Consider the following 17,344-nt stretch of genomic DNA (forward strand, 5'->3'; position numbering starts at 1 on the left):
GCGGGCCGCCCGTCTCGGGTGGCCCGCCCTTCTCAGTCGCCCACGACCGCAGTCACTCCTGGAGGACGACCGCGCAGTCGCGCACCTCGGGGTGGGCGCGCAGCGCGGCCTCGACCTCTCCCGGCTCGATCCGTACACCCGAGACCTTCACCTGCCGGTCGACACGGCCCAGATACTGCAGCGGGCCGCCGGGACCGAGCATGCGCACCACGTCACCGGTGCGGTAGACGCGCCCGTCCGCGGCGCCGAACGGATCGCGGAAGAACGCCTCGCGCGTACGGTCGTGCTCGTCGAGGTAGCCGCGCCCCACACCGGCTCCGCCGACGAAGAGCTCTCCGGCCTCGCCCGGCCCGCAGGGCCGCCATCGATCGCCCTCCGGTGCGAGGACGTACAGGTCGGTGTTGGTGACCGGCGTGCCGACCGGCAGATGCCGCAGCACCAGATCGCCGGCCGTGACGACGTGATGGGTCACGTCGTCGGAGCACTCGGTCGGCCCGTAGGCGTTCATCAGCCCGACCCCGGGCAGCCGGTCCAGGCACCGGCGGGCGAGCCGGGGCGGCAGCTCCTCGCCGGTGGCCAGCAGCCAGCGCAGCGCCGGCGGCGCCTCGGGCGTCACGTCCAGCAGCAGGCGGAGCATCGTCGGGACCAGCTCCAGAACGGTCACGCCCTCCCGCCGCACCACCGCGGCGAGCGCCCGCGAGTCGGCCACCGTCTCGTCGTCGACGACCACCACCTGCCCGCCCGCCAGCAGCGGCGCGAGCAACTGCCAGATCGAGATGTCGAACCCGAGCGGCGCGGTCTGCGCGACGACGTCCTCCGGCCCGAGCCCGAGGTCGCGGACCTTGCTGAACAGGTGGTTGAGCATGCCCCGGTGCTCGATCACCGCGCCCTTCGGCGCACCCGTCGACCCGGAGGTGAACAGGACGTAGCGCGGCGCACGCGGATCGCCGAGCCGCTCCTCGCCCTCCCACGCGTTCGCGGCGTCCCCTGCCCTCAGCAACGGACGTCCCGCCGCCGCGGCGCCGGCCACCACCTCCGGCGAAACACCCGGGTCATCATCGACCGTCAGCAGCACGGCCGCGTCCGTCCTGGCGAGCGCGGCCTCGACGCGGAGCGCCGGCCACGAGGCGTCGCACGGCAGGTAGACGGCACCGAGAAGCTCGATCGCGAGGAACGCCGGGACGAGCATCGCCCCGCGCCGCCCGCCGACCATCACCGCTGAGCCCGGGCCGACCCCCGACTCCGCCAGCAGCCCGGCGATCCGCCGGGCCTCGTCTCCCAGCCGGTCGTAGGTCAGGACCCGTTCCCGGTCCCGTACCGCGACGCGGCCGCCCTGGATCCAGCTCATCAGGGGCCGGTCGAGCGGGAGGTTCTCCGCCCGGTGCGAACGGAGCCGCCACGCTCGCCCGGCATCGGTGACATTCAATTCTGGAAGTTGCTCGACAGCGAGGAGACGGCTCTCAATCGTCACGGCGAGAATATTATCCGACTCTCTATTCATGCGTACAGGCCCAGTATTCCTGGTGGCGCTTGGGTGGAGTCCTGCTGGTGACGTCTTGTGCCGGCTCGGGGCAGAGCCTTAGATTGCCCGAAGGGCTTTCCCTAGGATGGGCTGACGCAATGCAGAGACCGACCAGGCTTGGCCATGTCGAAGTCACGTCCATATTTCCCGGAACGCCGATAGAGCGTGCGCCCGTCACGACCACCACGCCGGTGATAATCCGCGGCTCCAGCGCCCTGGGCAAGGTCGCTGACTGGACCCCCGAATACATCTCGGAACGGTTCGCCGACCGAGAGGTCCCGATCAGCGTGGCCGACCCGGACGGCACGTTCAGATACGACCCGGACTCCGAGGCGGGCCTCCGCTTCGAGAAGATGCGCGGTGCCACGCTCGCGGCCGAGTTCCGGCGCGTCCCCGTCACCCGGAAGCTCTGCCTCCAGCAGCTCCCGATCGATGCCCGGGTGCCCGAACTGGCCGGCGAGATGTCGGTACCGCCCTTCGTCCCGGCCGCCAAGCTGAACGAGATCAACCTCTGGATGGCGTCCCCGGACTCCAGGACGCCGCTCCACTACGACGACATGCACAACCTCTTCGCGCAGATCGAGGGCCGGAAGAGGTTCGTCCTGTTCAACCCCGACCAGTTCGAGGATCTCTACCCCGGGCCGCTCAACACCCGGTCCGAGAGTTTCAGCAGAGTCGATCTGAAAAGGCCGGATTTCAAGCGGTTCCCGAGGCTGGCCGACGTGGAGTACTGGGAGGCAGTGGTCTGGCCCGGCGACCTGCTCTTCATGCCGGCCTACTGGTGGCATCACGTTTCGTCCCAGGACGTCTCCGTCTCGGTCAACTACTGGTGGCGGCCCGACGTCCGCGACGCCCTGTGTCCCGCGTTCCTCCGGCAGCTCTACTTGAACCTCAACCTGGAGGACGTCAACGCACTCTTCGAGGCGTTCGACTTCAGCGCCCTGGGCACCGGCTCCACCGCACTTCTCGCCCTGGCCGAGATGGCCCTGGACCACTCCGAGCCGGGCGCCGCCACCCGAATCTGCGGCGGCATCACGGTGGCGTCCCTGCGCGAGAGCCTCAGCCTCGCCGAGGCCGACGTACCCTCCCTTGTGGCGGCCCTGGGGCCCGAGCACGATCCCGCTCGTCGCTGCATCACCGCCGCGCTGCGCGCGCGTCCGGGCCGTCCTTCCCCCGAGGCGGCCGACCTGATCGCTCAGCTCCGCGCCTCGAACCTGACCTTTCAGACCGGCTGATCCGAGACGACCTGCACCTATGGACCTCTTCTTCGGACCTGCTTCTACTTCATGTAAAAGTTCGCGTAGTTTGGCTGGACTGGGATGTTCTAGCGGAGCTGGGCGAGAACGTTGGCAGGCAAGAGGCACAGACGCCCGCGGGAGGCGTTCACCGGAGACTTGCCGGTGCTGGCGGCCGGTGACCGGGTCTGGTGCCGCGACGCCCTCGGGCGCGGCTGGGTGAAGCGGGTCGCGCTCGGCGGCCCGCGCTACGACGACGACTCGGCCTACCTGCTGTGCTGGCTGTCGGTGCCGACGGCGTCGATCGACGACTACCGCGAGCACGGGCCGGATGCGCCGTCGGTCAATTGGCCGGCGAGCGACGTTCAGCTTGCAGACCGCCCTGTTCCCGGCGCAATGTGGCTGACCCGCTAGTACTACCTCGCCGGATCTGAACGGCTTGGAGGCGCGGACGTCGTCTGATGCCCGAGCGCTTCACGAGCCGCGAACCGCTGACACCAAGGCACGATCCAGCTATGGAGTACCAGCCGTGTCGCCGTTCCCGGCGGGCGGGCCGGCCAGTCGCCCGAGCTCCCTCAGCAGGCGCTGAAGGCGATCAACGGTTTCTTGCGGGAGCTGCGACCAGTCGAGGTCGGTCCACACGGCGATGCCGCCCGCGGGGCCGAACGTGAACTCCTCGTGCCGGATCGAGGCGTCGGACGAGCCCAGCGATGCGACCGGCTGTTCCTGGATAAGCGCGCCCTTCTGCGGGACCGGCCGGAAATGCGGGCTGCTCGCCAACTCCACGTCGCCGCACAGGGCCAGGAAGAACGCCACGGCCTTACGCAGGGTGGCGCCGGTGATCCCATGCCGGGTGAAGCTGGCGTACAGCGCCATCGAAGACGCGTGCTCGTCGGCGAGCTCAAGCTGTTCCCGGTAGAACGACCGGGCCCACTGGCGCATGACATCGCGGCGCACGTCGGGCTTGCCCGTTACCGTCCGGAGCCGCGGCCGGACCGTTCCGGTCGAGAGGTCGACCAGCTCCAGCAGCCCCAGGATCTTCAGCAGCTGTGCCTGGGTGGTCACGGCGTAGCCGTGCAGGTAGCTGCGGTCGATCCGGGGGGGCAGCGGCGCGCTGTGGACCTCGTGGTCGAGGAACCAGACCAGGGTTCGGTAGGACAGGTAGGGAGGGCGCCAGGCGGGTGATTGGACTGAGGCATCCATCAGTCGGCCCTCGTTCCGTGCGATCAACCTCTTCCGGGACGGTGCGACCAGCAGCGCTGACGCCGACCCGGCTATACAGCTCGGCTTCCCGCTACCCGGCCACCGGCAGCAATTCTCGTTCACCCCGCCCAGTTATCACCATACGCAGGCGCCGACCGTGTGGGGCTTCAATATCTGGATTCTGGCTTTGACCTGGAGTTCCGTGTCGCTTCAGAGGTGGTGATCGCTATGCGGCGTTGCGGTATTCGTTGATCACACAGCCGAGGAGTCGTGTCCGGTGGATGGCGCTGTTGCTGCTGATGGGAGTCGGTTCAGGTGGGGGAGTAGGAGGTCGTTGTCCCAGGGAACGATGCGGACGGTGACCATTGAAATGATCGGCGTAGATCCCGAGCACGGCTTCCAGATGGCGTCGGGGGAAGATCAATAACCGGCCGGGTGCACGCGCGGCGGACGCTGCCGACCCACCGCTCGGTGAAGGCGTTTGCTCGTGGGCTTTGCGGTGGTGTCCGCAGGACGGTGATCCCGGCCGCTGCGAAGACGGCGTCGAAGGCGTCGGTGAGTTCGGTGTCCCGGTCGCGGACGAGGAAGCGGAAACGCTGAGCGCTCTGGTCCAGGTCCATCAGCAGGTTCCGGGCCTGCCGGGTCACCCAGGCGCCCGTCGGGTTGCGGGTGGCGCCCAGCACATGGACCCGGCGAGTGGCGATCTCCAGCGCGAAGAACACGTGGATCCGCTGGAGGAAGACGGTATCGACGGTGAAGAAATCGCAGGCCAGAACACCGGAGGCCTGGGCGCGCAGAAGCGTGGTCCAGGACGCGTCGGCCCGCCGCTGGGCCGGATCGACACCGGCGCGGCGCAGGATCCGCCACACGGTGGCCGCCGACACCTGGTAACCGAGCCCGACGAACTCACCGTGGACGCGCCGGTGGCCCCCACCCGGGTTCTCGCCCGCCAGTTGCAGCACTAAGACGTCATCTCATTTGGTTAGTCGGCGGTGACAGATGAGGGTGGCGGCGATGCCGACGAAGGCCAGGAAGTGCTCGGCCTTGCTTTCGTAGCGGCGGTGCAGGCGGCGGCAGCCGCTCAGCCAGGACACTGTCCGTTCCACCACCCAGCGGTGCCGCCCCAGCCGGCGGGAGGACTCGATGCCGCGGCGCGCGATGCGCGGCGTGATGCCCCGCCTGCGTTGCCAGCGCCGCAGGTCGGCGTAGTCGTAACCCTTGTCGCCGTGCAGCTTGGCGGGCAGACGCCGACGCGGCCCGCGCCGGGAGCGGATCGGTGCGATGCCCCGCACCAGCGGCTCCAGTGCGAGCTTGTCGTGGGTGCTGGCCGCCGAGATCCCGACAGACAGCGGCAGTCCGGCACGATCGGTCAGCAGATGGATCTTCGACCCACGCTTGCCGCGGTCGACAGGATTCGGGCCGGTCAGCTCCCCCCTTTGCTCGCGCGGACGCTGACGGAGTCGATCGCGCACCGCGACCAGTCGAGTTCTCCACGCGCGCCCAACTCGTCCAGCACGAGCCGGAGCAGCTTGGCCCATACCCGCGCGGCCGTCCACTCGGTGAAGCGCCGGTGCGCGGTAGGACCCGACGGCCCGAACACCGGCGGCAACTGCTGCCACGTACAACCTGTGGTGGCCACAAAGATGATCGCCGCCAGCACCTCACGATCCCCATACCGACGCCGGCCACCGCCCTGCGGCCGCGTCGGAGCAGGCGGCACTACCCGCTGGAACAGCTCCCACAACTCCTCTGGCACCAACCTCTCCACCATCTCCACAGCCGCACACTACCGGCGCCAACCCAAATGAGATGACGTCTAAGGAGCGCCGGGTGGCAGCCAGTCAGCGGGACTGGTCGTTCCAGATCTACCGGGCCAGGTTGATCGCGGTGTGGTGCCTGGTCAGATCCGGTTGGCGGCGGGGGTGAAGACGCGTTCGAGGAAGGCTTCGCGGGTGGCTTGGTCGAGGGTGCCGTCCAGGGACAGGGCGGTGGCGATGGACTCTTCGGTGACGGCGCGGGGGATCTCGAGGTTGGCTTCGGCTTCGCCGATGGCTTGCTCGATGGCGCGGCCGGCGGCGGCGGCGGGTTCGTGCCGGATGAGCCAGTCGAGGGTCTTGGTGACGGCGGGGGTGAGCCCGAAGAAGACGTAGTTCTCGCGCTGGGCCGGGTCGTCGCGGTGGACGGAGCGGTGCAGGTCGCGTCCGTGGAGGAACTCGTAGACCAGGGCCTGGCGGACGGTGGTGGACAGGTCCCACACGCCGACGAGTTTGGGGATGCTGGCGGCGACCTGCCAGCTGAGGCCTTCGGCGATTTCGCGGACGGCGGTTTCGGTGCGCCATCGCAGTGCCCACCGCTTGCGGAAGCTCTGGCGCTCCCACAGCAGGGAGAAGAAGGTGCGGCTGAACCGCTTCCAGGTCTCGGTGATGCCGATCGGGTTGGCGGCTCCCTCGTGGTCGGCTGAGACCACTTCTTCGACGCCTTCGGAGGAGCGGCGGCGCTGTTCGGCCCATTCCTCGGCGACGGGCCGGGCCCACATGTTGCGGCCGCCGATGACGGCTTGGGGGAGCGGGATGTCGCCCTCACCGCGGGAGATGTAGGCGCGCAGTGTGGAGGCGCCGATCCCGGCGATCTCGGCCATCTCGCCGACACCGACGAGCTGGTCGGCGACCAGCTCGGGGGCGGTGAGGGTGACGATGCTGTCGCCCAGGCCGCGGTCGTCGCGATGGGAGGCCCACAGTGCAAGGTCGTCGTTCCACCCCCGGTCGGAGGTGGCCGTGGCTGGCACGGTGACCTCGCCGACGTTCAGGACGCGGGCGCGGGTGGGCTCACCGTCGCGCATCAGGTCGCCGGCGGTGATGGTCACGGCGGCGGGCACCGGCCGCAGGAAGGTCTTCTCGGCCGCCCAGTCGAACAGCTGGGAGGGGCGGTACCAGGTGATGCCGTCCCACCAGTACCCGCCGGCCCGGTACAGCAGGCCGGTGGGTTCCTCCCACATCAGCAGGGAGTCGACCGGGGAGGCGTCGGTGTCGCGGTAGAGCACGACCGACTGGCCGTGCTCGGGGTGGTGGCGGACCACCCACGCCAGGTCGTTTCGCGTCGGGTCGGTGGTGAAGGCGACCCAGCCGCCGTCGGTGCAGGTGTCGTGGCGGCCCCACATGCCCTGCTTGTGGCGGCCGATCTTCTCGATCGCTTCTCCGTTGTCGACCGGGATGTTGGAGTCGTCGACGAACGGCAGGTCGGGGATGGGGTGGTCGGTGCGCAGGCCGTTGGCGACCGGCTGGAAGGTGTACAGCGCCATCGGGGTCCTCTCGGCGAGAGTGCTGTATCTCTCTACAACATAACCGCTCTACCGCTACAGCAGCCCTCGAAAGGGGGCCCAATCCGACCGAGGAGCCCCAGCTGGTCGCGTGTGCGGGCCGGGACTGCGGCCGCTGGTCGGAACCAGCATGGCCCGGTCGGGGGAGTCGGGACGGGTAGGGAGGCTCCGGGGACAAAGGCCACTCAGAGCCTCGGCGCGGGCTTCGACCCCGATGTGTCCATGTCTTTCGGGGCAACGCCCGTCCTGGAGGCCTCCGGGACGTCTCCAGGACGTCCGGCAGGACGCACTGGGACGCTCGCAGGGGACGTCCCTAGCGGTCCTGGACGTCCGCGCGGACGTCCAGGACCGCTAGGCCTAGGCGCCGCTATCTGCTGACGGTCTCTGCGACCGGCTCTGGCGCGCCGCGGCGGCCGCCGCCGTGCTCGACGTCGCGGTCGTGGGCGAGCAGTTCAACCATCTGCCTGGCTCACAGATGCTGGGTGATCCAATACAGAAGCCAGCCGGCCGCGGCGGCGCCGAGGGTGTAGGCGGCGCCGCGCACGGCGGCGAACAGGGCGACCTGGGCCAGTCGCCGGGCCTCGGCGGCACCGGGCATCTGGAGACGCTCACCACGGGGCAGATGCTGCTGCTGTCGATCGGCACCAGCGGCGGCGTCGCTGCGCAGATGGCGGTGCTGGCCGTGACCAGCCGGCGGACCGGGTTCCGGCTCCGCCTGCACGCCGACCCGCGCGGCATCGGAGTCCGGTCGATCGCCGCCTTCGCGGGTTGGACCATCGCCTCAGCGGCGGCCGCCCAGGTGGTGTTCATCGTCAGCACCCGCCTTGCCTCCCAGGCCGGACAAGGCTCGTGAGCAGCAACCGAACGGTGAACGGCGATAGCGGGCCGGGAGGAGGCGGGTTACCGCCGTTCACCGTTCTGATGCAGGTGATGTGTGGTGGGGGTTGCTGCGGGGGATCGAGGGGTCTTCCAGCAGGTCCAGGTAAGAGGCCCCGAATTCCTACCGCTACGGCGAGCCGCCACTGAGAACAATCATCGCAGGTCACACGGGCCGTAAGCACCACCCCGTCCGCGCACCGGGTTCCGGCCTGGGCACGGAAGGATCGGCCCCCGGCGGGCCGCGCGTCGCACACGCCGGATAACGGCGTGACCGCGCCGGGGCTTTGGAGGTTGCTGTACTCCTGTGCCGTATCTTCACCGCCTGGTTCTCGAAGGGGGTGAGGTTGCCGGAGGTGGCTGCGTTCGCTCAGGTGACCTGCGCGGCCACCAGGGTCTCGAAGGCATAAGGCCGCAGCCCATCGGTACGGCCGGCGAAGTACCGCTGCTGGAGGTCCGCACGGGTGGGATGGTCCACGACCTTCAGCCCGCACCGGCCGATCAGCCTCTCGATCTCGACCACCGGCCAGCCGGGCTGCAGAGGCTCGCCGACAGAAGCCGCGATCGGCGTGTAGCTCCGGGCGAATTCCGTGCCCACGTCGTCCAGCACGCGGTCCTCGGCCCGGTAGGAGAACACCACCTCAGAGCCGGGAGCGGCCGCCGCGATCGTGCGCAACGTCGACTCGATCGCCTGTGCCGTCAGATAGGGGGCGACACCCGTCCAGCAGAACATCGCCGGCTGCGCCCAGTCGAACCCGGCCGCGCCCAGAACATCCCGAACCGGTTCGGCCTCGAGATCAACCGGCACGAACACCTGCGAGTCGCTGAGCGGCAGGCCGAGCTCCCCGACCCGCTCGAGCTTCCACGCCTGGGAAGCAGGATGATCGACCTCGAACACCGTCAGCGAGCCGAGCAGATCCGGCTGCCGCCACGCGAACGAGTCAAGCCCTGCTCCAAGGATCACGTACTGCGTGAAGGCGCCGGCGGCCAGCCGGTCCTCGGCGTACCGGCTGCGAGTGCAGACAGCCGCGCGGGACTCGCGACGGACCGGGCCGGGGAACAGCGGATCGAACCGGTCTCTCAGCTCCCGCCATACCGGGCCGACAAGCACCAGGGCCAGCACGTCATCCAGTACCCACGGCGAGGCCGTCTCCAGGCGAAACAATCCACGCGACACGGCCGCGAACATCGCCGTCCTGCTCGGCGCGCTCTCCATGCGTTCCTTCTCTCCGGCCAGAACCCGCGTGCGCTCACCCTCTGTACTTGACAGGATGCGCCTGAAGCGCCCTGACTGGTGCCTTCATTGGCCAAGGCGCTGAACGTGCCGACTCCGGCCGTGCGCAAACCGGGCTCGGGGTGGGTGGAGTTCCCGCGGCCGGCGAGCAGCGGTGCCGGGTCGGCCGGGCATGTGCGCATCGGGTACGCCCGCGCCTCCACCGTCCGCCAGTCGCTGGACACCCAGCTCGACGTCCTGTCCGCCGCGGGCGTCACCCTGATCTTCTCCGAGAAGGTCTCCACCCGTGCCACCATCCGACCCGAACTCGACAAGGCCGTCGCCTTGGCGCGGGATCTGCGGGCCTCTGGCGTCGCGGTCACGGTGGTGGTTGCGACCGAATCCGGGCACGTGGTCAGGTGAACCCCTCCACGTGGATCGGACGTCTGAGCAGCGTGGGTGAGGTGGCGCCGGGCGGCGCGCACGGGCGTGTGAGGCGGGGGCTGGAGCCGGTACGGCAGCGCTGGGCAGAGGCTCGGAGCCGACGTGAGGCCAAGCCGTTGCGGGTACGGCCGCTGGCGGCCGGGTTCTGGATGCTGGCGGCCGCGGGGGCGGCCGCGGGGGCGGCGGCGTTGGCGATCTGGTTGACCACCGCGTGGCTGCTGGACGTCGCCGATGACGCCTCCACCGGGACCGAGCGGGCCAAGATCCGGGTGGATGCCGTCCGCACCGGCCTGGCCGCCGGCGGCGGGGCGGGCGCGGCGGTCGGGCTGATGCTGGCCTTCCGGCGGCAACGCCATGCCGAACTCGCGACCGCGCTGGGACAGCTGGACGCAGCCGAGCGGCGGATCACCGAGTTGTACAACGCGGCCGCCGAGCAACTGGCCTCCGACAAAGCACCAGTCCGCCTGACCACCCTGTACACCTTGGAGCGGCTGGCCAACGACAACGAACGGCACCGGCAGACCATCGTCAACATTATCTAATGGCTTCCTAGAGGGGTTCCGGAGCGAGGTCTGAACATCATCAGGACTTCGAGTTCTCGGCGCAGACCGACGCGTTCCGGGGCCGCTCGCTGATGGCCCGGGTCTCGACCGCTGCCGTGCTCTTTGGGAGTGAGACCTCCGCAAGACCTCGCCGTAGGCAAGGGAATCGGCGGACGGCTGAACCTCGCCGTCAGCTGAACTCTTCCAGTTGGATCTTGGCCGTGGTTCGAGCCCGCCCGAAGGGAACATCCCTTTGTGATCCGGAGCCGCCGAGCTCTCAGCGAAGACAGGGAACCGTGCTGGTCGCTGGGATCACGGACGGCTAATCGGATGTCAGGCCGGCGAGCCTTTCCATTAGAGCGCCGTGTGATTCCGCCAAGGCTTGACCTGCCTGAACACAACTCGGAGGACAAGCGTGAAGATCACCTGTGGCATCGACTGGGCCGAGAACCACCACGACGTCGTGCTAGTGGACCAGAACGGCACCCTGGTCGCCAAGCGCCGCATCGCCGAGACCGTCGATGGCTTCAACGAACTGCTGACGATGCTGGCCGAGGCCGGCGACGGGGCCGGGGAGTCGATCCCGGTGGCGATCGAGACGCCACGCGGTCTCCTGGTTGCCGCGCTGCGCGCCACAGGCCGCAAGGTCTACTCGATCAACCCGATGGCCGTCGCCCGTTACCGTGAGCGCTATTCGTTCTCCGGTAAGAAGTCTGACCACGCCGACGCGATGGTGCTGGCCAACATCTTGCGCACCGATGCACACGTGCATCGGCCGCTGCCGGCCGACACCGAGCTCGTCCGCTCCATCGCGGTATTGGCCCGCGCCTGCCAAGACGCGACGTGGCGACGCACCCGTGCATCGAATGAGATGCGGTCTCTGCTGCGTGAGTACTACCCAGCCATGCTGGAGATCGCCGCAGCCCGCAAGGGCAATCTCACCAGCGCAGTCGTGCGTGCTGTGCTGCAGCTCGCGCGCTATCCGGCCGCCGCGGCCAAGCTCACCAAGACTCAGATCGCTGCCGCTTTGCGTCGCGCAGGACGAGTGCGTGGCGTCGAGGAACTTGCCGCCGAGATCAAGGAGGTCCTGCGGCGGCCGCAACTCCGCCACGCCCCAATGGTCGAAGAAGCGATGGGCGCCCAGGCCTTGCGCCTGCTGGCCACATTGAACATCGAGTGCGACAGCGTCGACGAACTCGCTGAGGCTGCCTTGGCAGGCTTCCAGAAGCACCCTGACTATGAAGTGATCACGAGTTTCCCGGGCCTAGGAGACCTTTCGGGCGCACGCGTCCTGGCTGAGCTCGGCGACGATCGTGACCGCTTCACCAACGCTCGGTGCTTGAAGGCCTACGCAGGGTCCGCGCCTGTCACACGAGCCTCGGGCCGTAGCCAGCTCATCACCCATCGGCGGGTGAAGAACGACCGGCTCGCCGGCGCTGGATTCACCTGGGCATTTGCCGCGCTGCGCAGCTCACCTGGCGCCCGCGCTCATTACGACCGCCGTCGATCCACAGGCGACCGGCACGCCGCTGCCCTCCGCCACCTGTTCAACCGCTTCCTCGGTTGCCTCTATCACTGTCTGCAGACGCGGCAGTGTTATTCCGAGTCCGCCGCATTCGGCACCCAGTTGGAGGCCGCAGCCTGACTCCAAGGTGGGAGGATCAGGTCATGTCCGAACGCGTTGGTTTCCTCAGCGGAGGCCCTGTGAGCCCTGACGGGCGCCACCTGCTGATCCTTCCCGGGGACATCACCGAATTCGTCGACCCCGGCGTGACAGACCATGACCTCAGCGCACGCTACGCACTCGACACCGTTGTCCGCGTACCCAAGGTCGTCGTCTACTCGGCCATCTACCTGGATGGGCCACTGTCCGGCCAGAAGACGGGGGCCCTCGCCACCAACCAGCTCGGCAACCGCCACGAGGTTTACCTGCCACCACGTCCTGGCGGCCCGGTTGTGACATATGAGGTGGTGAAGCTGAACCAGGACGGCTGCCCCGCTGAGCTCCGCCTCGTCAAACCAGAAGAGGGCACTTGACGACCTAGGAACATCGGATGTCTGTGCCTACCTGCGGATGCCCTGGGCCCCACCGCCGGAAAGCCTCCCCAGGCGGCAGGGTCGTGCCGACCTCGACGCACAGCGGCAGGCGGCGCATCGGTACCGCACAAGACGTGTTGGTCATCCAACCCCTACTCGGTCGGAAGGACCTGATCCATACGAGGAGCGCCAAGTCCGTCTGACCGCTCAGGAGATCTTGCAGACCCATCTGTCCGACCACGCAGGTTCGGAGGCTTGGGGCATCCTCGAACTCGACCTGTCCAGAGCCACATTGATCGATTTCTTCTTCCCCAGATGCACCGTTGGCCACGCCAGCTTCACTGAGGCCTCCTTCCTCGGCCTCGCTAACTTCCACAGCACAACCTTCACTAGCCAGGCCGGTTTCGTGGACACCTCCTTCCACGGGTACGCCAACTTCGGCGAGGCCACCTTCTCGCACGGTCTCTTCGGCGGATCGGCATCATTCGAAGTAGCAAGCTTCGCGCGCGCGTCTTTCCTGGAAGGCGGCAACTTCCACAGGACCTCCTTCCGCTCTGTCGAGTTCGACGATGTCAACGGAACGATCGATCTTGAGGGCGCCACCGTGGTGGACAGAGCGGGACCGGTCACCCTTCCACCGGGGTGGCGGATCGACCCAACAGATGCTGCTGCAGGCCGCATCGTGGCGGCTCCAACGCCATCGTTCTAGCCGTCTAAAAAACGTTCGATTCTCAGACACCCCACCCAGGGCGGAGGCGTCGCCGTCGCTCGCCGTTGCGATGCCAGCCTGCGTGGTGCGGCGAGATGGCTTCCGGTCAGGTTCGGGTCGGCGCGGTGGTGAGCCTGTGGACGAGGAGGTCGATCACGGCTCGTTTGTCGGCATCGTCGGGCCGGTGGGTGAGGAGGCCTTCGATGACGAAGGTGCCGATCGCGGTCATGGCGGGGAGGTCGGCTTCGGCGGCGCCGGCTTTGCGGAGGTCGTCGGCGACCAGGGTGTCGGCGAGTTCGTGGAAGCCGGTGTGCCAGGCGTGGACGGCGGGTGAGGCCGGGGCGCGGGTGTGGACGGTGTTGACGAGGCCGTGCAGCCGTTCGAGCTGGTCGACGGTCCACAGGAGCCGGTCGCCCAGCGGCCGGTCGGCGATGGTCGCGTACTGGGCGAGGGCTTCGGCCAGCAGGCGGTCCAGGACGGCGACGAGCAGGTCGTCCTTGTCGCGGAAGTACCAGTAGATCGTGTTGACGGTGACGCCGGCGTTCTTGGCGATCTGGCCCATGGACGCCGACTCATAACCGTCGTCGATGAACAGCTGCTGGGCGGCGGCGAGGATCTCCTCGCGTTTCTCTTCGCGGTCCTGGGGGCGTCGGTTCCGGGGCACCCTCACACCCTATCTTGAACGACCCTCAAGAAGACGCTAGGTTTCTTGAGGGCCATTCAAGAATTGAGGTGGGACCCCCATGGAAACCGACCACGCGGCTGCCGAGCTGCTCGGGCTGGACACGACCGGGCTGCTGGCGTTCTTCGCCACGCTGCCCGCGCCCGAGATCGAGGAGATGGACGGGGAGTACACCGCCCGTCTGCTGGCCCAGCCCGGCGTGTTCGCCTCGGTGACCGGGCGCGCGACGGTGTCGAACCCGCTTGCGCCGTGGCTGTGCAAGGCGTTCCGGCCCGTCGACGGCCAGACCGGGCGCGGCTACAACACCTTCCGCCAGTTCGGCCGCGTCCGGCAGCGCTATGCGATGCACACGCTCATCGCACCGTCGCGCTGTGACGGCCGTCCCGCCTACACGCTCATCTACCGCGCCTATGCCTCGGCGTGCGGGGCGATCAACATGGTCGACGAGGTCCGCCGCGCGGCGCCCGGTGTCTATCTGGGCATCGGGACCTGGGGATTCACCGCCCGTCAGCGCCGCGTCCCGCTGCCCTTCCTGCTCACCGGCCCCGTCGGCGCCTACCGCGGTGACATCGGCGCAGCCCGCCGCGGCTTCACCCCGGGCCCGCGTGAACTGCCCGGACGCAAGGAAGCCGCCCAGTGACGAGGTGGCTGCTGTACGGCGCCAACGGCTATACCGGTGAGCTGATCGCCCGGGAGGCTCGCAAGAGAGGCCTGGAACCGGTCCTCGCCGGCCGGAACCCCACGGCGGTCAAGCCGCTGGCCGAGGACCTGGGCCTGGAGTGCCGGATCTTCGATCTGCGCGACGCCGACGCGCAGCTGTCCGGGATCGACGTGGTGCTGCACTGCGCCGGGCCGTTCTCGGTGACGGCGGCCCCGATGATCGACGCGTGCGTGCGCACCGGCACCCACTACCTCGACATCACCGGTGAGATGGACGTCTTCGCCTACGCCCGCGAGATCGACGGCCTGGCCCGCGCTGCTGGTGTCGTGGTCTGTCCCGGAGTCGGTTTCGACGTCATCCCCACCGACTGCCTTGCCGCCGCCCTCCACCAGGGCATGCCCGAGGCCACCGGTCTGCGGCTCGGGTTCGACCTGCCGCTGGCGCTGTCCCCGGGGACCGTCAAGACGGTCCTGGACGGGATGGCCGCCGGAGGCCGCGCTCGCATCGACGACCGGATCACCGCGACCCCGCTGGGCGGACGCACCGCCCGCATCGACTTCGGCAACGGCACCAAACCCGCGCTCGCCTTCCCCGCCGCCGACCTCCACAGCGCCCACCACAGCACCGCGATCCCCAACATCGAGGTCTACATCCCGATGCCCTCCCTGCTGATCCGCGGTACCCAGATCAGCAGGCGGTTCACCGGGCTGCTGGCCCGTCCCGGTGTCCGCGACGCCGCGCACAAGCTGATCGACAAGACGGTGAAAGGCCCCGACGCCAACCAACGGGCCACCGGCACCGCCTACGTGTGGGGCGAGACCACCGACCCGGCCGGCCGGCGGGCCACCGCCCGCATCACCACGGCCAACCCCTACCGGCTCACCATCGACGGCGCCCTCACCGCCGTCACCGACCTCCTCGCCGCCCCCACCACCCGCCCCGGCGCGCACACGCCCGCGACGCTGTTCGGCGCCGACCTCATCACCCGGCTCCCCGGCAGTGGCCCCCTCACCATCACCACCCCCCACGCGACCGAAGGAATCCCCCAGTGACCGCCCCCCGCACCGCGCTCATCACCGGCGCCTCCGCCGGCATCGGCGCCACGTTCGCCCGCCATCTGGCCGCCCGCGGCTACCAGCTCCTGCTGGTCGCCCGCCGCGCCGACCGCCTCCAGGAGCTGGCCGCGGAGTTGACCCGGCAGCACGGTGGGCGGCGCTATGAGGTGTTCGCCGCCGACCTCACCGATCGCGCCGCCCCCAAGGCGATCATGGACTACGCCGACACCCAGGGCCTGGACATCGACGTCCTCATCAACAACGCCGGGCTGTCGGGCAAGACCGCGTTCGCTGACACCCCCTGGGACACCCTGGCCGGGGAGATCCAGCTGATGGTCACCGCCCAGACCGAACTCGCCCACCTGGTCATCCCCGGCATGAAGAAACGCCGCTGGGGCCGCATCGTCAACCTGTCCTCCGTCGCCGCGTTCGCACCCCCCGCGGCCAGCCTGCTCTACACCGGCATCAAGTCCTACGTCCTCAACACCTCCCAGGCCCTCGACATGGAACTCAAACCGCACGGCATCCACGTCACCGCCCTGTGCCCCGGCTTCACCCACACCGAATTCCACGACGTCATGGGCACCCGCGACAAAGCCAACCACCTCCCCCGCATCCTGTGGCAGCAACCCGAAGCCGTCGTGGCCGAAGGCTGGAAAGCCGTCCAGAACGGCAAACCCGTGTGCATCCCCGGCCTCGTCAACAAGATCAACGCCGCCGCCATGAAACCCCTGCCCATCCGCCTGAGCTACCTCGCAGGACGCACCCTCAACCCCTTCAAGAACAGCTGAACCCCCTCACCTCCGCGCACCGACCGCTGGCCGCCGCGAAGCCCGACCACACCCCGGAACAGATCGGGGACTTCTCCCAAAACCCACACTGGGATGATCTTGGAACGTGGTGGCAGTGCCCCGTCCTTCTGCCCTGGGGCTGATGGGCCTGATCAGTCGTTCGCCGGGGCTGCAGAGGTTTTCTCGTCGTGTTCGCGCAGCATGCGCAGGACGGTGGCGGGTGAGGGGTGCTGGCCTTTCTTCTTGCGGTTGGTGATGACGAGCCGGGCGGCGATGTTGCGCGTCGTCGGTGACGGTGGCGCCGCCGATGGTCTTGTTCGCCTTGCTTTGGGTCTGGTGTGGTGTGGCGTCCCGGGCGGGCCCACCCCGTTCGTCTCGATTCGCTCATCAGGCATGCCAATGTTCGACGTCCTTGCCCTTGGCCAGGTCACGGACGACGATCTTGCCGCTGGACGTGCCGAACAGAACGGATCTGCCGTCGGGGCTGAGCGCCGCGGTGGTGACGAAGCCCGTATCGGACCCGGGCAACCCGGAGGCCGAGCGCTGTGGTGACGGGGTCAGCCGCCAGTCCTTGACGTCCCCTTCGCCCTGGGCGAGCAGGTGGGTGCCGTCCGGAGTGAACAGCAGCCGTTCGATGGCCTGGGAAGTGTCGAGGGTGCCGATCTGCCGCTGCAGGGCGACGTTCCAGAGGGTCACCGTCGGATAGCCGTCCAGGGCGAGGCTGTGGCCGTCGGGGCTGAAGGCCATGTTGTTGGGCGGCTCGGTGGTACCTGGTGGGGTGACCGCGCCGATCTGTTTCCGTTCGGAGACGTCCCACAGCGTGACGCCCGGACCTTCCACGTCGGTGCAGGCGAGCGTGGTGCTGTCGGGGCTCACTGCGGAGGTCAAACAACCCTCGTCCGGGACGATCTGTTCTGTGCGCGGGTCCTTGCCGATGCGCCAGACGAGGTGGTCCCCGTGCTCGCCGAATGCCGTGAGCCTTCCGCCGCCGGAGTCGAAGGTCAGGCGGCTCGCGTCACTGAAATCGTTCGTCTTCGCGATCTGTTTGTGAGTCTCGA

At 68.7% G+C, this 17,344-nt stretch carries 20 protein-coding genes; 11 read left to right on the plus strand and 9 right to left on the minus strand.

Going from position 1 to position 17,344, the window contains the following annotated elements; all coding sequences use genetic code 11:
- Window positions 1-52: 52 nt before the first annotated feature.
- Window positions 53-1,348 (minus strand): amino acid adenylation domain-containing protein, encoded by a 1,296-nt coding sequence (locus J4557_RS46625; RefSeq protein ID WP_243777448.1) that lies wholly within the window; start codon window positions 1,346-1,348, stop codon window positions 53-55.
- A 236-nt stretch (window positions 1,349-1,584) separates the two neighbouring features.
- Between J4557_RS46625 and J4557_RS46630 the strand changes: the two genes are divergently transcribed.
- Complete coding sequence (locus tag J4557_RS46630) at window positions 1,585-2,757, plus strand: cupin-like domain-containing protein (protein WP_208273967.1); 1,173 nt, start codon at window positions 1,585-1,587, stop codon at window positions 2,755-2,757.
- 159 nt (window positions 2,758-2,916) lie between these two features.
- Window positions 2,917-3,171 (plus strand): hypothetical protein, encoded by a 255-nt coding sequence (locus J4557_RS46635; RefSeq protein WP_208273968.1) that lies wholly within the window; start codon window positions 2,917-2,919, stop codon window positions 3,169-3,171.
- Between the two features lie 99 nt (window positions 3,172-3,270).
- On the opposite strand, the gene J4557_RS46640 is transcribed toward J4557_RS46635, so the two are convergent.
- The 4 genes from J4557_RS46640 to J4557_RS46655 form a co-directional block, all read right to left on the minus strand.
- Complete coding sequence (locus J4557_RS46640) at window positions 3,271-3,960, minus strand: hypothetical protein (protein ID WP_208273969.1); 690 nt, start codon at window positions 3,958-3,960, stop codon at window positions 3,271-3,273.
- A gap of 311 nt (window positions 3,961-4,271) precedes the next feature.
- On the minus strand, window positions 4,272-4,922 hold the full coding sequence (locus tag J4557_RS46645; protein ID WP_208273970.1) for a hypothetical protein: 651 nt from the start codon (window positions 4,920-4,922) through the stop codon (window positions 4,272-4,274).
- 12 nt (window positions 4,923-4,934) lie between these two features.
- Window positions 4,935-5,731, minus strand: a protein-coding gene (locus J4557_RS46650) for an IS5 family transposase (protein WP_243777451.1) whose coding sequence is annotated in 2 segments (ribosomal slippage) — window positions 4,935-5,389 and window positions 5,389-5,731 — 798 coding nt in all. Because the reading frame shifts where the segments join, the coding sequence is not laid out codon by codon here.
- A 129-nt stretch (window positions 5,732-5,860) separates the two neighbouring features.
- Window positions 5,861-7,258, minus strand: a complete 1,398-nt coding sequence (locus J4557_RS46655; protein WP_208273971.1) for a helix-turn-helix transcriptional regulator — start codon at window positions 7,256-7,258, stop codon at window positions 5,861-5,863.
- Window positions 7,259-7,697: 439 nt separating this feature from the next.
- On the opposite strand from J4557_RS46655, the gene J4557_RS52055 reads away from it, so the two are divergent.
- A complete protein-coding gene (locus J4557_RS52055) occupies window positions 7,698-8,129 on the plus strand; it encodes a lipid II flippase MurJ (RefSeq protein ID WP_307800603.1) in 432 nt (143 codons plus the stop codon).
- A gap of 393 nt (window positions 8,130-8,522) precedes the next feature.
- On the opposite strand, the gene J4557_RS46665 is transcribed toward J4557_RS52055, so the two are convergent.
- Window positions 8,523-9,368 (minus strand): class I SAM-dependent methyltransferase, encoded by an 846-nt coding sequence (locus J4557_RS46665; protein WP_208273973.1) that lies wholly within the window; start codon window positions 9,366-9,368, stop codon window positions 8,523-8,525.
- Window positions 9,369-9,455: 87 nt separating this feature from the next.
- Here J4557_RS46665 and J4557_RS46670 point away from each other — a divergent pair, with 87 nt between their 5' ends.
- The 5 genes from J4557_RS46670 to J4557_RS46690 all read left to right on the plus strand — a co-directional run bounded on the left by J4557_RS46670 (window position 9,456) and on the right by J4557_RS46690 (window position 13,097).
- Window positions 9,456-9,788: a recombinase family protein gene (locus J4557_RS46670; RefSeq protein WP_243777449.1), complete on the plus strand. Its 333-nt coding sequence runs from the start codon at window positions 9,456-9,458 to the stop codon at window positions 9,786-9,788.
- 170 nt (window positions 9,789-9,958) lie between these two features.
- Window positions 9,959-10,351 carry a hypothetical protein gene (locus J4557_RS46675; RefSeq protein WP_208273975.1) on the plus strand — a complete coding sequence of 131 codons (393 nt, stop codon included), beginning with the start codon at window positions 9,959-9,961 and terminating at the stop codon, window positions 10,349-10,351.
- Between the two features lie 415 nt (window positions 10,352-10,766).
- Entirely contained in the window at window positions 10,767-11,996 is a 1,230-nt protein-coding gene (locus J4557_RS46680; RefSeq protein WP_307800604.1) for an IS110 family RNA-guided transposase, read from the plus strand.
- Window positions 11,997-12,019: 23 nt separating this feature from the next.
- Entirely contained in the window at window positions 12,020-12,388 is a 369-nt protein-coding gene (locus J4557_RS46685) for a hypothetical protein (protein ID WP_208273977.1), read from the plus strand.
- A 217-nt stretch (window positions 12,389-12,605) separates the two neighbouring features.
- Complete coding sequence (locus J4557_RS46690; RefSeq protein WP_208273979.1) at window positions 12,606-13,097, plus strand: pentapeptide repeat-containing protein; 492 nt, start codon at window positions 12,606-12,608, stop codon at window positions 13,095-13,097.
- 106 nt (window positions 13,098-13,203) lie between these two features.
- On the opposite strand, the gene J4557_RS46695 is transcribed toward J4557_RS46690, so the two are convergent.
- Window positions 13,204-13,761 (minus strand): TetR/AcrR family transcriptional regulator, encoded by a 558-nt coding sequence (locus J4557_RS46695; protein ID WP_208273980.1) that lies wholly within the window; start codon window positions 13,759-13,761, stop codon window positions 13,204-13,206.
- A gap of 79 nt (window positions 13,762-13,840) precedes the next feature.
- On the opposite strand from J4557_RS46695, the gene J4557_RS46700 reads away from it, so the two are divergent.
- The 3 genes from J4557_RS46700 to J4557_RS52065 are packed head-to-tail and all read left to right on the plus strand — an operon-like array spanning window position 13,841 to window position 16,286.
- Window positions 13,841-14,419, plus strand: a complete 579-nt coding sequence (locus J4557_RS46700) for a hypothetical protein (RefSeq protein WP_208273981.1) — start codon at window positions 13,841-13,843, stop codon at window positions 14,417-14,419.
- On the plus strand, window positions 14,416-15,492 hold the full coding sequence (locus tag J4557_RS52060) for a saccharopine dehydrogenase family protein (protein ID WP_208273984.1): 1,077 nt from the start codon (window positions 14,416-14,418) through the stop codon (window positions 15,490-15,492). The genes J4557_RS46700 and J4557_RS52060 overlap by 4 nt, the downstream gene beginning before the upstream one ends.
- Entirely contained in the window at window positions 15,489-16,286 is a 798-nt protein-coding gene (locus J4557_RS52065) for an SDR family NAD(P)-dependent oxidoreductase (protein WP_208273985.1), read from the plus strand. Before J4557_RS52060 ends, J4557_RS52065 begins: the two co-directional genes overlap by 4 nt.
- A 152-nt stretch (window positions 16,287-16,438) precedes the next feature.
- Here the strand turns inward: J4557_RS52065 and J4557_RS46715 are convergent, their stop codons facing one another.
- Both J4557_RS46715 and J4557_RS46720 read right to left on the minus strand, forming a co-directional pair.
- Window positions 16,439-16,681 carry a hypothetical protein gene (locus tag J4557_RS46715; RefSeq protein ID WP_208273988.1) on the minus strand — a complete coding sequence of 81 codons (243 nt, stop codon included), beginning with the start codon at window positions 16,679-16,681 and terminating at the stop codon, window positions 16,439-16,441.
- Window positions 16,674-17,344, minus strand: a 671-nt coding sequence (locus J4557_RS46720; protein WP_208273989.1) for a WD40 repeat domain-containing protein, incomplete at its 5' end; no start/stop codon positions are given. The genes J4557_RS46715 and J4557_RS46720, both read right to left, overlap by 8 nt.

Origin of the sequence: Actinomadura nitritigenes (genome assembly GCF_017573545.1) — a bacterium.
Classification (GTDB): domain Bacteria; phylum Actinomycetota; class Actinomycetes; order Streptosporangiales; family Streptosporangiaceae; genus Spirillospora; species Spirillospora nitritigenes.

What these genes read in the sequence shown, in the direction of transcription:
- J4557_RS46700 (WP_208273981.1), top strand. Translation starts at nt 13,841, where the DNA reads ATGGAAACCGACCACGCGGCTGCCGAGCTGCTCGGGCTGGACACGACC.
- J4557_RS46715 (WP_208273988.1), bottom strand. Translation starts at nt 16,681, where the DNA reads ATGCCTGATGAGCGAATCGAGACGAACGGGGTGGGCCCGCCCGGGACG.
- J4557_RS46655 (WP_208273971.1), bottom strand. Translation starts at nt 7,258, where the DNA reads ATGGCGCTGTACACCTTCCAGCCGGTCGCCAACGGCCTGCGCACCGAC.
- J4557_RS46675 (WP_208273975.1), top strand. Translation starts at nt 9,959, where the DNA reads ATGCTGGCGGCCGCGGGGGCGGCCGCGGGGGCGGCGGCGTTGGCGATC.
- J4557_RS46640 (WP_208273969.1), bottom strand. Translation starts at nt 3,960, where the DNA reads ATGGATGCCTCAGTCCAATCACCCGCCTGGCGCCCTCCCTACCTGTCC.
- J4557_RS46625 (WP_243777448.1), bottom strand. Translation starts at nt 1,348, where the DNA reads ATGAGCTGGATCCAGGGCGGCCGCGTCGCGGTACGGGACCGGGAACGG.
- J4557_RS46665 (WP_208273973.1), bottom strand. Translation starts at nt 9,368, where the DNA reads ATGGAGAGCGCGCCGAGCAGGACGGCGATGTTCGCGGCCGTGTCGCGT.
- J4557_RS46685 (WP_208273977.1), top strand. Translation starts at nt 12,020, where the DNA reads ATGTCCGAACGCGTTGGTTTCCTCAGCGGAGGCCCTGTGAGCCCTGAC.